A 15,279-nucleotide genomic window follows, 5' to 3' on the forward strand; every position below is an offset into this window, starting at 1 on the left:
TAGTTGAGTGCTTTGTGTCATGTGTCGTGTGTCATGAGCTTTGTGTCATGAGCTTTGTGTCTTGTGCACACAGCACACGACTCACAGCTCATAGCTCATAGCAGACGACTTAAAACTTGAAACACTTCCTCAGCTGTAATATCTGCCATACAACGATGATGCTCTAGAGGACACTCATGCTCACCACAAGGTCGACAGTCGATTTCATTAGTTATTAACTGATTATTATCTCCATAAGGATGATACTTTGTCTCATCTGACGGGCCAAAGATAGCCACCGTTGGGGTATCTACACTAGCAGCTACATGGACTGGCCCAGTATCGCCACTGATAAATAAATCACATAAAGAAGCTAAGGCAGCTAGCTCTTTTAGGCTAGTCTTTCCAGCAGCTATAATCGGTTCTTCTTCCATCTTGTCTATTATCTCTTCTACACGATCAATATCACCTGGCCCACCAAAGAAGACTACTTTAGCTCCTTGGTGTTGTAACTTATCAGCTAAGTTGACCCAATTCTCTTGTGGCCAGCGTTTAGTAGCCCAACTAGCTCCTGTATTCAAACCAATAACTCTATCCTCTGCAGTAATACCAGCTCCAGCTAAAAACTCTTTCATCCTCTCTAAAGCCTGACTATTAACTCCTAACTCCTGACCTGCTTGGTCAAAGACTTCTAGATCTATCTCTGGTAATAAAGCAAGGTAATTCTCAACCATATGCCCCTCTTCTACTGGAATTAGAGCTTTATCTAGGAAGATTCCTCTACCTTTAGTACCATAACCAATACTATAATCAGGGTCGATTAACTTTAGTAATAAAGCAGTTCGCCAATTACCATGAATATTGAGTCCTAGATCATAATTATTACTACTTATCTGCTGGGCAAAGTTCCAACTCTCCTGTAACCCCCAACCTTTATCGTAAGCATATACCTGATCTAAATGAGGATTATCTTCAATTATTTCAGCAAAATTAGCATTGGCTACTAAATCTATTCTAGCTTGAGGAAAATTCTTTCTTAAGTTACGAAAGAAAGGAGTAGCAAATAGTAAATCTCCAAGGTATAGTAGATCGATAATTAATATTTTCTCAGATTCTTTTATTTGTTTCATGATAAGTCAACTCCTTATCTTTTGCTATGTGTCGTGTGCCTTGTGTCTTGTGTCGTGTGCTATGTGTCATGAGCCACCATAAAAGTCTATTGTCTCACATAGCACAAAGCACACAGCACACGGCTCATAGCTCATAGCTCACTGCACACAGTACACAGCACACAGCACACAGCACTTAACTCACTGCCTTAATTAATCCAGCTAACATTCTGCTTATATCATTTATCTTTTCTTTAAATCGCAAATACTGCTTTTTTGTAATGTAATTTAAATCTTTGGCTAATAAAAGATGATATTTCAACTCACCTACTGAACCTCTAGCAATGCCAATAAATTGTTTATATTCTCCATCAGTATTTCGATGACTTCCTTCCATCAAATTAGCATTGATAGAAGAAGAGGCTCTTCTTATTTGATCAACCAGACCAAACTTTTCTTGATCAGGAAAATCATTTGTCAGCTTATATAAGTCTACTGTTAAACCATGTGACTTCTTAAATACATCTAAATCTTCAGCATTACTCAATATAATTCATCCTCCCTTGGTAAATGTTATTACAACATCTATCATTTACCAAAACAAGAGGCTTTATGTGCTGGCTGTAGTCTGGCATCTGCTATGTGTCTTGTGCCGTGTGCTATGTGTCATGAGCCACCATAAAAGTCATTGTCTCACATAGCACAAAGCACACGGCTCACAGCTCATAGCACACAGCTCATAGCACACAGCTCACTGCACACGACTCACAGCTTGAAAAACTTGTTCAACTTCTATTTGCTCCATACACAACAACTCATCTTTAGGACACTCTCGTTTCCAACATTTTATACATTCTATCTCTGGTTGCACTACAATATTCTGATCTCCATAAGGACCATGTGTCTTGGGAGTAGTTGGCCCGAAGAGAGCTACAACAGGAAGTCCCATAGCTACTGCTAAGTGCATTGGCCCTGTATCACCACCGATAAAGTAATCAACTCTATTATATACTTCAGCTAACTCCTTTAGATTAGTCTCTCCAGCTAGATTATAAGCTTTATTGTCCATCATACTGATAATCTCTGCTACCCCTTCTCTATCGTCAGGACTACCTGTAAATAAGATCTGGCAAGCAGACTCCTCAATCAATCTATCGGCTAATTGAGCATATCTTACTTGAGGCCAATTCTTAGAGGTCCAACTAGTAAAAGGATTAATAGCTATTGTATTTTTATCTAAATTAAGATTCAGATCTGATAATAGCTTATCTACTTCTTTCTTCTCTTGCGAACTGACTTGTATATCAAAACCTACTTGTTTGCTGTTGGCCCCAATACCTTGGGCCAAATAGAGATTCCTATCGACTTGGTGCATCTCTTCTGCTGGGAGTTCCACCTTACGATCATAAAATAAAGTACTACCTTCTCTCCCATCAGCAGGGCCAACTATCCTGTCAGCTCCACTTAAATAAGCAGTCAATCCACTCTTAAAGAGACCATGTACATCTAAAACTAAATCAAAATCATTCTTCTGTAATTCCTTAAAGAAAGATCTAAATTCCTTTAGAGTCTGCCATTTATTCTCCTTAAACTTATCCTTCCATTCTGCTTTAGTCAATAAGATCACCTGATCAAGATTAGGGTTATCTACTACCAAGTCTTTAGCCTTTTCTTCTACAATCCAACTGATTTCAGCCTCAGGATAAGACTCTCTTACAGCTCGAGCAACTGGTAAAGCATGAATTACATCACCGATTGCACTTAAGCGAACTATTAAGATCTTAGGCTTTAATAGTTCACTAGCTAATTCTATATTCCGCTTAGCAGCCCCTTGATTCTCTTCAATCATCTCTATAGCTTGTCTACTCTTAGCTCTTAATTCTTCCTGATTAGTCAAATAATAGAGCATCTCTTCAGTTAATTGCTCTACTCCCTCGACTTGCACTCCAACCTGATGCTTTAATAATAATCTAGTACTATCCTTAAAATTAAACATATGCGGGCCAAAAAAGACTAATTTACCTTGCAGTGCTGGTTCTAATAGGTTATGTCCGCCTCGTTCAATCAGACTACCACCAACAAAGACAAGATCACCAATACCATATAACTGGGCCAACTCACCAATAGTATCAACTATAATCACTGACTCTCTGCTGGCATCTCTATCTTCTATGCTACTTCTTTGGACTGTCTCTATTCCTGCTTGATTATATAATTCTTCTATTTCATCTGCTCTCTCTACATAACGAGGAGCCAAAATAAAGACTAAGTCTGGCTCTTCTTCTTTTAATCTCTGGTAGAGTGAAATCAACTGCTCTTCTTCATCATCATGAGTACTACCAGCTACTAGAATTGGCTGGTTAGGATCTAACTTATACTCTTGATAAATCTCTTCTTTTTTCTCTTTATCAGCCTGTCCATAGTCTTGATCAAACTTTGTATTACCATAATTATAGACTTTATCTTGACTAGCTCCTAACTCTATAATCCGCTCTGCATCCTCTCTAGACTGCATAGCAAAAGCATCTACCTTATCAAGTAAGTCTGCCAATAAAGGACCTAAGTACTTATATTGTTTATAACTCTCATCACTGATTCGACCACTAGCAATCATTACCTGACTACCTTCTCTTTTAGCATACCTAATAAGATTAGGCCATAACTCTGTCTCCATAATGACAACTAATTCGGGATTGATTATTTTAATAACCTTATTTACAACTGAAGGAAGATCTAAAGGAAGATAAATAAAGCCATCTGCCTCTTTTATTATCTTCTCAGCCATACCTTGACCTGTCTCAGTCATAGTCGAAAATAATAATTTATGTTCTGGATATCTCTTTCTTAACTCACTTACTACCGGATTAGCTGCTCCTGTTTCTCCTACTGATGCAGCATGAATCCAGATTGTTGGTTCTTGACTAAAGGTATCTTTAATAACTTGTGGTAAAAAACCAAATCTTTCTGCTAAACCCTCTTTATATTTACCTTTTACAACTACTTTATATAAGATAACAGGAGAGTAGAGAATGAATAAAATTATCAACAATAAATCATATAACCAATAACCTAACCTCATCATTATCTAAACACCCTCACCAATATTAGTTTAAGTTTGAGCCTAAGTATTACTCAAACCTAAGCTCAAACTTAATTACTAACTGTTATTATACAACATCTACCATTTTTCTGCAAAGTTATACTTAATATTTGAAATCAAGTTTCCAACTTACACTCTTCTCCAACTGATCAATATTAAACTGAGCATTAAAACAATCAAATTCTCTAGTAAAAGAGTAATCAAGTTCTGATAGATCATGATCTATAAAATCATAAGCTGTATTAATCTCTACGTCCCAATAAGGAAACGCTTTTTTATTAGTCTGGAAGTTATAAGTGGCACTAAGTTCATTAGTTATAGCTAGATCATCTTGACTAATAAAGTCTAAATCATCAGCTGCATCCTCTCGCTGATCTTCATCAGTTAAATCATAATCTTCATTGGCTGAAAAATCATTTTCTGATAAAGCTTGATAATTATAACCTACAGCTAAACTATTAAACTTATCAATCTGATAGTTAGCCTCTGTATCTAGACCATATTGTCCATATTCTACTCCTGTTTCATAAAAATTACGATTAGCAAATAGATTCCAATCTACACTTACATCATTACCTAGTTTAATATCCTGTTGCCCAACACTTCCTGCAACCAGATGTCTATCTCCTAAACCATCTGTAATTAAATCATCAAAATCAAAAGGAGTTTCACCTTGATCTCCATGATACTGATAATCTAGATTAAGATTTAAGAATGGTAACTCTCTATCTAAACCTAAATCAAAATTATAACTACTATAATCAGTACCAGTTCCATAACTAGAGCCAACTACTTCTCCATTCCAATGGAAATTAGTATAGTCAGTCAACTGATAATCTTTATTTAGATTTAGCCTAATCTGTTCTCTATCTGCTTCTACATCTATATCTTTTTCGTAAACCTTCCCTTTCTTAATGGCACCTGAGAATAATGTTCCATTTCCTATATCTTTATTTCTAACACCTATAGTCAACTGTGGCTTATAATCAACATCAAAGTATTTACTAGCTTCTAACTGCCAATAATAATCTGACCAATTTTTAGTAAAAGCCAACTTACGATTTAGATTCTCATCATCTTCATCCTGAGCTAGAGTAGTAGCCACTCCAATATCATTGATTTTAGTATTTAAATTCCATTCAGCTGCCCACTTTCTTTCTTGATGATCATAATCTTCATCATCATCCAATCCGATTCTTTCTTGATAGTTATCATCTTCATCCTCAACTAAATAGGAACTATATTTTAACTTACTTGTTGTATCACCAAACTGATTATTTAAAGAAATTTGAGAGTTTAAACCATATTCTTGATTGTACTCTAAGCGAGGATTAAAAGTAAAATACTGATTAGGTTTATAAGTGTAATCTAAATAAAGCTGGTTAGTCTTCTTAGTAGCTGCCTTAGCATGAAATTGACCTTCTAAATCTTCATTAACATAATGATCATAATCTACCTCTACATAAGCTCCATCATCAGTATTATAACTTAGACTGATTTCTGGAATTGACTCTTTCTCTCTTTCTTCCTCATCTAAACTAGTAGTATAAGTTGGTAGAGGCATAAACTTATGATCTCTAACCCATAACCAGACGTCAGTAGCTATTATTTTACCCTGTTTATCTTCATCCACATTGGCATCTTCTGGATAAACAGTAACCTCTTTAGCAGTTAACTTATAATGAGGGTCATCTAATAAACAAGGCGTTAAAGTCGTTTCTTCCATTACCATCTTTTCTTTCTGCAACTTTACTCTCTTACCTTTAAAAGTAATCTCTTCTTTTTTAGTAGCTGGACTGACTAACTTTCCTTCTTCTGTTTCATAATTATACTCTAAAGATCTACCAGTCACTTCCTGAGACCCATCAATCAATACTACATTTCCTTCTGCTCTAACTAGTTTCTGATCTAAGATAATATTAACTTTATCTGCTTTAATAGAAGCGTCTTCTAATTTAACTACCACATTTCCTTCTGCTTCAATCTGCTGTCCTGATTCAGCAAAAACTACATGATCATCTGCTTGAATAGTAAATGGTGTATCTGCTGCTAGACTAGGTTCTACAAAACAAACTAATATCAGTACTGTAATAACTACTACTTTCCGCACTACTTCCACCTCTCCTTTGTATCAGTGTACAATTTACAATTTGCAATTGACAGTTAAAACATAAAATCCAAATCCTTTTATATCAATTGCAAGTATGGGCTTAATATATTAAGCCCTCTACATATACATATTTTGACTATTATTTATTAAATCTCAATTCTCAATTTTCCATTCTCAATTCCTATAATAATTTAAATTTTTAACTAGCTCATAGCACACAACTGACGACTATTCTCTATTATAACACGAATCGCTTTAAACATCTATCACCATAAAATAGAAAATACCTACTTAACTAGAATATCATAGCTAAGTAGGTATTTAAAACTGATATTGATAATTAATAATTAATTTTTTATCTAACTTAGAACCATCTAAATATTTACTTAAATTTAGCTGTAGATTTATCTCTTGTTTCTTTGTTATATAATAATTAATATTTTGATTTAAATCTACTTCCCATTCTTCACCTTTACTAATCTCAGTTCCTAAACTATAATCTGTATTTTCAGATATTTGATGGTCATAATCTAAACTTAAATTTAATTTTTTATTGTATTCATCTTCATCCTTATCTTCATCAGCATTTAACTTGTCCAATTGATAACTGCCCTCTACTTGATATGACCCTCTATCATAGCTAAAAGAAGCAGCAAAGTCATCTTCACTAGATCCTTTATCATTTAGCAGACCATAATCTCTAGTATGGATCCAAGATAAGTCACAATCAAAATCTCCTTTTTCATAACCTAATTTGAAACTGGTTCTCTCATCTTTATCAGTCTGAAATCTATCTTCAGTCCGATACTCATTGTCTCTACTAAAACTGAGAGCTGTAGTATAAGTAGTATCAAGGCCAGCATAATACTCTAATCTCAAATTACTACTCCAGTCTTTATCTATATCATCTGCTTCTTCATTTAAATTATTCTCACTGTATTTTAATTTACTACTGATTAAAGTTGGCCCTAGCTTACGATAACCATATAATCGAGTCTTATATCTACCATATCCTTTATCAAACATACTAGTAACTGCTTCAAAGTCAGGTGATTTATACTCTAATGTTACATCATAATTAAATCTACCCCAGTTAGAATTAAGATTTAATTCACTAGCAATTCCAGTCAGGTTCCTTCCTGTTTCTGTTCCTAGACTTATATTGGATAAAAGATAGTACTTATCTATTAGGAATTGATCATTATAACTAACAAAGTGATTAACAGATTCTCTTTCCTGAATAGATTGATAGGTAAATTCCTTTTCTTGGCCTTGATAACTTAAGCCATATTGTTGCTGACTATTACTCCCAAAGCCACTACTCTCTTCTGCTAGATAGCCTTGCCACAACTGATAGTTGGCCCACTGCAAATAAAGCCCTTCTATCTGCCCAGTATACACAAAAGATGATGTAGCTTCAGGATCTACCAGACCAGCTTCTAATTTAGTATCATCCTTAGCAATAGAAATATAATAATCACTATATTCCCATTTATCTTCTCTTTTGATTCCCTTTAAAAACCTATAATTTTTATCTAAATCAATCTGCCCTCGAAATCTATAATCTGCTATATCTCCTTGATAATCTAATTGAAAGCCATGGTCTATTTCACTAATATGTTCCCCAATCTCCATCCTATAAAAATAACTACTATTACTCTTACTAGCAACTGGATTAGGAAAAATAGTTATTAGAAATAAAATAGTTACAATTAATTTACGCATCAGTTTAAGCTAACCTCTCCTAATTCCTTATAATTAATAGTCATATAATTAATCTTCCACTTATTATCTTCATTAACTGCTAATTCAAAAGTAATAGTTCCATTATCAGTCAGTAGTCTCTTTCCATTATACTCTTCAAAAACTTGGAATGCTACATCGTAGACAGCAGTTGTAGAAGTATAATCACCACTATTATAGTTACCCTTATAAGAAGGCTCTCCAGTTGGTTGCTCAAATAAAAGCTTATAATTATGATCAACTTGAGCTTTAAAGATAGTTTTTTGGTCTCGAACTTCTTGTGCTAATTTATCATAGGATTTATCATAATCTGATCCTATAATTGGATCAATAGTTAAAATATCACTTTTACCTCTATCTTCAAGGAGGTTGATTAATTCTTCAGCGTTATACCCTGGGTTATCTGCCGTTGAATCATACTCATTATAAGAGAAGAAGTTAGCTGTTATATTTTTAGCCTTAAGCTTAATTTTTTTTTCATCATCTGTTCCTATATCAGTCGATTCATCCATTACTAAACAACCTGTAAAAAGTATGCTAATACTAATTAATATACTAAGCACAACAGACTTTTTTAGCATATTAGTTGGCCCCTCCTTCTTCAATCAATAACCTACCGAAACCAAAGCCATGTCGATAGTTATCTACCATAAATTCAACACTATCACTAATTCTAACTCCATTATTATCGACTACTTCAACTGTAACTTTATTTCTACCACTAGGTAATGGCTGTCTAGCAAAAATAACTATTCTTCGTTTTTCACTACCAAAGAATAATACATCAAAACCTTTTTCATCATAGTTCTCTTCCTGATAATAAGGTGTTTCATCATCATCCTGATGATAAAGAGTACCATCACCATCACCATCTAAATATTTAGTATCCTCTTTATATCTATTGCCACTATCAATTTCTGCATCTTTATCTTTGATTAGTTGGCCTTGTTCTACTATTACAGCTCCATTGACAAGGATCTTTAAGGAGTTACTGGGTTCCAGAGAATCATTAGTGATTCCAATTCTTAAGGCTGATGACTGATTAATATTTAATCTATCTCCATCTTCAATACTAAAATCAAATTCTCCAGTATTATTAGTAGTAATCTTAAATGTCTTGGTAAAGACCTTTGGATCCTCCTTTTCGGTAGTCGTATCAGTATCAGTGGTGTTCCCGAATATATCTGTTGCTTTAATAGACAGATTATATTCTCCTTGAGATATGCTAACAACAGGCTGGAACCGAATAGTATGTTGTCTGTTAGTAACTTCTGGTGGCATAATCAGTACTCCAGAGACTTTACGACCTGTTCTATTATTTTCAAAATAAATCTCAATATCTTCTCGTTTTATTTCAGAAGAATTTTCTAGTACTGCTTCTAAAACAGGTTGTCCTTGATTAATTTCTACTGGTTCAGTTGGTTCATCTACTAAGGCTTCAAAAGTATCAGTAGCAGGATAGTTATCGTAATACTTTAGACTATTCTCATTATAAACAGGAGGAGTACCATCAACTTCAATCTTAAAGTGAGCATAAGTCCTTCTTTTATCTTTAACATCCTCATTGATTAGTTTCCCAATATAACTTGTAGAGTCAAAAGCATCATTAATTAATTCAGAATCAGAAATTTCACTCCAACTACTACTGATTTCTGATAGATCACCTGTCCCATTATTATTTTCATCATAAAGTTGTCCAACTTTATCTTTAGTTAGTCCTTCTTCATCAGCAATGATAAAGATTTCATAGATTCCATCTTGAGTATAAATGTTTTCTCCATCAACTTTATCATATTTACCATTAAAATAGGTCCTTAAATACTTAGTTACATAGCCTACTTCGGCCGATTTCTTTACCCACCATTTACTATTGTCTCCATCTAAATATTTGATTCCATAAATTAAATCTTCTGCTCCATATAGCTCAAAGTACATATTTAATCTATCAGAGCTAACAGGCTGTGCTTCTAGAGTCTGTGTATCTATAGTTCTATTATTAACACTTACATTATTGATCCTTGGCCCAGTCTGGTCTATCTCTAGATAGAATAAGCCGGGCTGGTTTCCAGATTTTATATCATCATTATCACTCATATTACCTGCTTTATCTTTTGCAGTAATCTTAACTGCATATTCACCTTCTCCTAATTCATTATAAGGCACAAAAGTCACTACCTGCTCTAGACTGTTATCTTTTCGACTGGCCAAACGAGATTCCAGATCAAGAATATTCATCTGATTTGCATTCTTAAATTCTTCATTATCAAGGTCATTCTTAGTCTCATCAGCTTGCAATCTCCTATACTTAACAATAATATCATCTGTACTTTCAATTCCAGCAATACTATCTTTAATTTTAGCTTTTAATTGAGGCCGACGACTTCTATAAGTATCAAAACTATCACCATAGCCACCTTGATCTACACTTCTAACTTTAATAGTAGGAGGATCATTTGCATCTCGTACAAAATAATAAGTATGGGTTGTATATTCTTTTGCTCCATCTCTCCAAGCTATAACTCTTACAACTCGGAAGTTTAGATTTCCATTACTCTCTAAACTGGATAACTCATCTTCTACATCTTCTGTTATATCTATGCCCCATAGATCAGTATTTTCTCCAGCTGCTAATGGATCGCTAAAATTGACTGTCTGGCGAGGTTGATTGTCTAATTGTAAACCCACCTTACTTGCATAAGTTTTAGGATGTGCCATTAGATCTGTTCTATACTTAATTGTAGTAGTATCAACAGGTAAGGCATTGGCTATAATATTACCATAGTCTCCATCTACACTATCAGGTGGAACATAATAGACATTCTGAGAATTTAAGATTCCTAAGTCAATATCAGAATGATCAATCAACTCAGACTCTATAGTTGGTTGTCTATATTCTGGTTCAATATTTATAGTAGTGAATTGATTCCCATTGATCCTTAACTGTAAAGTATCCCCTTCATAATCATCATTAGTTAAATCATATCCACCAGCTTGAAAAGGAACCGTAATAGTCACTTTCTTATGGTTATCGGTGTCACGATTATAGGTTATATTATCAGCTATATCTGTCAAACTTACTCCTCCACTAGTATTTTCTAACTCTATAGTAGTAGCATTTGAAGGAGCTTCTTCAATTGAGCTAAAGACAAAAGTCATATAACTACTAGTTGTTGATTCACTGCCTGTCTTTAAGGCCTGTGGTCTAACATCAAACTCTCTATTATTTACTTTCTCTATCATATAATCATGATCTGTAATTGGACGTCCTTCAACTATTCCATTCATAAAACTTTTAAAAGTAATCTTCGTAATTGTTATATTATACTCTTTAGTTATTCCATCTTCAGTTACCTTAATTGTTACTTCATTATCTCCTGTCTGTAAATTGACTGTTTCAGTATATTCATAGGTATTATTAGTATTCCCATTAATCATAACCTCTGCTACTGGATCTCCATCGGTAGTAGTTTGATCTTCTGCTTTAGCAGTGACATCAATGGAACTAGTTTCACCTTCTATAATAACATCATATTGCGTAACACTAGGATCAAAAGCAGGATCTAAGGTAACACCTCCAGAAAGACTGATAGAACTTAAATTACTATCTGCAGCCATACTATATCCAGAAAAAATTAATATAAGAGAAATTACTATTCCAAAACTCAATATACACTTTCTATTATTCATCGGTTCACCCCTTTCAAAAAATTAAATCAATAAAATACAAGTTCACTCATCTATTATAATTTATATACTTAAATATTAATCTAATTTATTTTCGTATCAAATCAACCCCTTCTACCTCTTAACTTACTTTTTTCTAATTCCATGCCTTTATTTTATTTCTTTCTTTAATAATTAATTTATTTCCTGCTATTAATTTTTTATTTTTTGTTCTTAAATGTAAAACATTTCATGATATAACTTAATTTACAACTAATATGCCTGTTTTTTATGTAAATTTATGTAAATAAAAATAGTCAGATGCTCTAAGCATCTGACTTAATATTTAATCTATTTGATAATAAATCATTATCTCTTCTACTTGGTACTTAAAGTCTATCACATTTATCTTGGCTAGTTTTATTTCTTCTTTAACTGTTGATAAATTATCTTGGACTAACTTCTCCATTACTTGCATTAAACTATTAAATTTCTCTTGGGTTGCTAATTCAATCAATTGTTCTTCCTTAACTGTTAATACTTGATGATCTGCTTGAACTGTCTGGGCCAACACCACCGGTGCTTGTACAGCTAGAAAGGTAAAGACCAGACAGAAGATTATTATCTTCTTCATTAACTTTCCCTCCTCTTTTTGTCGTGTGTCGTGTGTTGTGTGCTGTGTGTCGTCTGCTGTCTGAGCAGAAGACAGGCGACAGATAACTGACTTCCCATCTTCTTGTTAAGAATTAAACACAAGGTTTAATTCTACCTAATCGAATTAACGTACAGACTCAATATATTGAGCCCCTTCCTGTCTGAAATTAAACAGAAGGTTTAATTCTCCTGGGTTATTCCTCACACTGATTCCTAATTCCTGGTTCCTTGTAACTCATCACTGATTACTTGTCACTTATTATTGATTCCTCAACAAGTACGAGCTTAATATATTAAAGCTCTCTACACACTAATTCCTCACCAAGTACGGGATCAATATATTGATCCCTCTACTAATTCCTGATTCCTCATACCTAAAATAAAAAGACCCCTGGCAAAATACCAGGGGCCAACTATTAACTATGATACTAATTAAAAGTTAACACTAACTTGTCCATTTACAGTTTGAGTATTGAAACTATCTGCACTATTAGCTCCAGTAAATTCAGCATTTTCATAATTAACAGTTGCTGTAGCATCTTCAGTTACTTGATAGTCTAATCCAGCATTAGCAACTACTTTTTCACCTTCGATATCTACACGATCTTCTTTGTTGGCCCAAGCGTATCCAGCTTTTGCAGTCAACTTATCATTAACTTCATAAGTTGCATCTAAGCTAGCTTCTTTATTAATAGCTTGGTTATTGTTCTTATCATAGATAGCAGCTACCTTAGCTTGTGGAGCTAACTTAACTCCAGCTACTTTAAATTCTGGTGCATAAGCAGCACTTACTACCTTATCAGACTTATCATCAGTATTGTCATAGTCATAAATAGCAGCTAAATCAACATTACCTAAGTCTTTATTAGCCTCTACATATCTTGCTTCATCTTTAGAGTTTACTTCATATTCATAGTTACCGAATACTTCTACACCATATACATTATAAGGATTCTCTTCAGCTACATTAGCAGTTAAAGTAGTTTCTTCTCCTGCATCATAATCAGTTTGAATACCAGTAAAGTTATCAGTATGCTGATACTCAGCTGCTAGGTTAAGTTTTCCTAGGTCTTTACTTACTCCTACTCTAGCTAATGTCTCTTCTAAGTTCTTATCACTAGTAGCAACTTCACCAGTTAAATCAAGACCAGCTAATTTAAATGCTGTATCAGCAGCAACTACAGTATTGTCTTCAGTCTTACCTGCATATAAGTTAACAGGTAACTCAAATAAGTTATCTTGCTTAGCAGCAATAGTCTTCTGCTCTCCATCTTTACCTAGAGCAACTGTAGAATCTCCTGCTTCAAGAACTACACCATTGATGTTATCATCATTAGCAAATAAATAGTCTTTCCAACCTAGGTCTTGGTCATCTCCAATATTAGCTACAAAATCTTCAGTAGTAATCTTTCCTGAGATACTATCTAACTTAAAGTTACTCTCATCTGCAGTATTACCAAAGTAATTATTAACTACTTCTAAGTCTAAATCAGCCTCTAATCCATCTTGAGCAACATTTACATTAAAGTCAGCATACTGCTCAAAGATATCTTCTGTTTCTACAATATCATCTGTATCTCCATCATCAGCATAATTCTCATCATCACCATCAAAATCTTTGTTATATGGGTCTTCATAAGAAGTTCCAGGTCCTTCAACTTCAACATCATTATACTCTACGCCAGTCTCTCCATTAATCTGTACAGTCTCTAAATCTTTTAGTCGACTATCAACTTGAGCTAACTCTTTATCAAACTCAGTAGCTAACTTATTAATAGCTTGAGCTGTCTCTTCACTTACTTCTTTATCTTCTTCATTAATCTTATTCAATACTTTTGCAGTTAAAACAGCAACTTCATAACGATTTAAATCTTGATCTCCCTTGAAACTACCATCATTATAACCACTAATCAATCCAGCCTCAACAACCTGCTCTAAAGCATCATTGGCCCAGTGATTAGCTGGTACATCTTGAAAAGGACTCGCCATTACCGGTACAGTTAATGTAAATACTAAAGTCAATGCCAATAAAAGTGTTAGTTTAGATTTCATTAATAAATCCCCCTAGTTAATTTCTAGTTTAAATATTATACTGTCTATTACTCCAACTCCTACTCTATAGCAGGTGTTATAGCTAAGCGACTTTAACTAGGGATAACTCGAATTTGAGTGGCCGTGTTTCCTCACTTTCTTATTATCCTCAGTCTTCTTCTGCTAGCTACAACACCTGTTTAAGCAGCTCATTATTCTATGGCTAATGGGGGCACCTCCTTTCTTGCCAGTCTAAATGAACTGCTTAAAAACAAAGTTAAAAAAACATATTTCGACATATTTCGACAATAGGGGTAAAAAATAAATAGTAAATTAGAAACTCATAATTAAATACTAATATAAGTTAGTAGATAATAATCAATTTCCAATCTACAAATTCAGTAATTAGTTGTCTGTCCTCTGCATTCTGCTCAATTCTAACAGACAGCAGATGGCTCACAGCTACTATACTTATTTAACGTTTCCTTCTTAAATCCTTTAGGTAAGATTATCCAAGAATATTCAGTGTCTAATTAAAATATTTTTCTATTCTTTACTTGTCACTCATTATTGCTATCTGTCTTCTGCATTCCGCTTTCTGCTTAATTCTAACAGACAGCTGATAGCAGACAACTATACAGCACATAGCTCACGACACACAACTCATAGCTTGTCTATTATACTTATTTAATATTTCCTGCTTGAATCCTCTAGGTATTTTTATCCAATAAACTAAGTATTAAGTCTAAGCCTGAGTTTAAGTCTGAGTCTTTACTCAAGCTTAATCTCAAACTCAATACTGATTTATTCTCTATTATTTATTACTTATTCTTTACTAATTGTCAATTTTCAATTACCACTGCCACTATACTACTTTGATCTTTTCTCCC

Annotated in this window: 9 protein-coding genes; all 9 read right to left on the minus strand. The window is 33.9% G+C overall.

What is annotated here, in order from left to right:
• Positions 1-95: 95 nt before the first annotated feature.
• The gene (waaF, locus tag ACYQ39_RS06780; protein ID WP_459841398.1) at positions 96-1,109 is read right to left on the minus strand and encodes a lipopolysaccharide heptosyltransferase II; all 1,014 of its coding nucleotides are present in this window, start codon (positions 1,107-1,109) and stop codon (positions 96-98) included.
• A 175-nt stretch (positions 1,110-1,284) separates the two neighbouring features.
• On the minus strand, positions 1,285-1,635 hold the full coding sequence (locus tag ACYQ39_RS06785; protein ID WP_459841400.1) for a four helix bundle protein: 351 nt from the start codon (positions 1,633-1,635) through the stop codon (positions 1,285-1,287).
• Between the two features lie 204 nt (positions 1,636-1,839).
• Complete coding sequence (gene waaC / locus ACYQ39_RS06790) at positions 1,840-4,170, minus strand: lipopolysaccharide heptosyltransferase I (RefSeq protein WP_459841402.1); 2,331 nt, start codon at positions 4,168-4,170, stop codon at positions 1,840-1,842.
• Positions 4,171-4,291: 121 nt separating this feature from the next.
• Positions 4,292-6,298, minus strand: a complete 2,007-nt coding sequence (locus ACYQ39_RS06795) for an LptA/OstA family protein (RefSeq protein ID WP_459841404.1) — start codon at positions 6,296-6,298, stop codon at positions 4,292-4,294.
• Between the two features lie 321 nt (positions 6,299-6,619).
• Entirely contained in the window at positions 6,620-8,023 is a 1,404-nt protein-coding gene (locus tag ACYQ39_RS06800; RefSeq protein WP_459841406.1) for a hypothetical protein, read from the minus strand.
• Positions 8,023-8,622 carry a hypothetical protein gene (locus tag ACYQ39_RS06805; protein WP_459841408.1) on the minus strand — a complete coding sequence of 200 codons (600 nt, stop codon included), beginning with the start codon at positions 8,620-8,622 and terminating at the stop codon, positions 8,023-8,025. The genes ACYQ39_RS06800 and ACYQ39_RS06805 overlap by 1 nt, the downstream gene beginning before the upstream one ends.
• A 1-nt stretch (position 8,623) precedes the next feature.
• Positions 8,624-11,728 carry a cadherin-like beta sandwich domain-containing protein gene (locus ACYQ39_RS06810; RefSeq protein ID WP_459841410.1) on the minus strand — a complete coding sequence of 1,035 codons (3,105 nt, stop codon included), beginning with the start codon at positions 11,726-11,728 and terminating at the stop codon, positions 8,624-8,626.
• 322 nt (positions 11,729-12,050) lie between these two features.
• Positions 12,051-12,338 carry a hypothetical protein gene (locus ACYQ39_RS06815; RefSeq protein WP_459841412.1) on the minus strand — a complete coding sequence of 96 codons (288 nt, stop codon included), beginning with the start codon at positions 12,336-12,338 and terminating at the stop codon, positions 12,051-12,053.
• A 452-nt stretch (positions 12,339-12,790) separates the two neighbouring features.
• Complete coding sequence (locus ACYQ39_RS06820) at positions 12,791-14,410, minus strand: S-layer homology domain-containing protein (protein WP_459841414.1); 1,620 nt, start codon at positions 14,408-14,410, stop codon at positions 12,791-12,793.
• Positions 14,411-15,279: the final 869 nt, after the last annotated feature.

This window comes from Halanaerocella petrolearia (genome assembly GCF_054657875.1).

Coding starts and splice junctions, on each gene's coding strand:
- waaF (WP_459841398.1), bottom strand. CDS start 1,109: ATGAAACAAATAAAAGAATCTGAGAAAATATTAATTATCGATCTACTA.
- waaC (WP_459841402.1), bottom strand. CDS start 4,170: ATGATGAGGTTAGGTTATTGGTTATATGATTTATTGTTGATAATTTTA.
- ACYQ39_RS06800 (WP_459841406.1), bottom strand. CDS start 8,023: ATGCGTAAATTAATTGTAACTATTTTATTTCTAATAACTATTTTTCCT.
- ACYQ39_RS06805 (WP_459841408.1), bottom strand. CDS start 8,622: ATGCTAAAAAAGTCTGTTGTGCTTAGTATATTAATTAGTATTAGCATA.
- ACYQ39_RS06810 (WP_459841410.1), bottom strand. CDS start 11,728: ATGAATAATAGAAAGTGTATATTGAGTTTTGGAATAGTAATTTCTCTT.
- ACYQ39_RS06815 (WP_459841412.1), bottom strand. CDS start 12,338: ATGAAGAAGATAATAATCTTCTGTCTGGTCTTTACCTTTCTAGCTGTA.
- ACYQ39_RS06820 (WP_459841414.1), bottom strand. CDS start 14,410: ATGAAATCTAAACTAACACTTTTATTGGCATTGACTTTAGTATTTACA.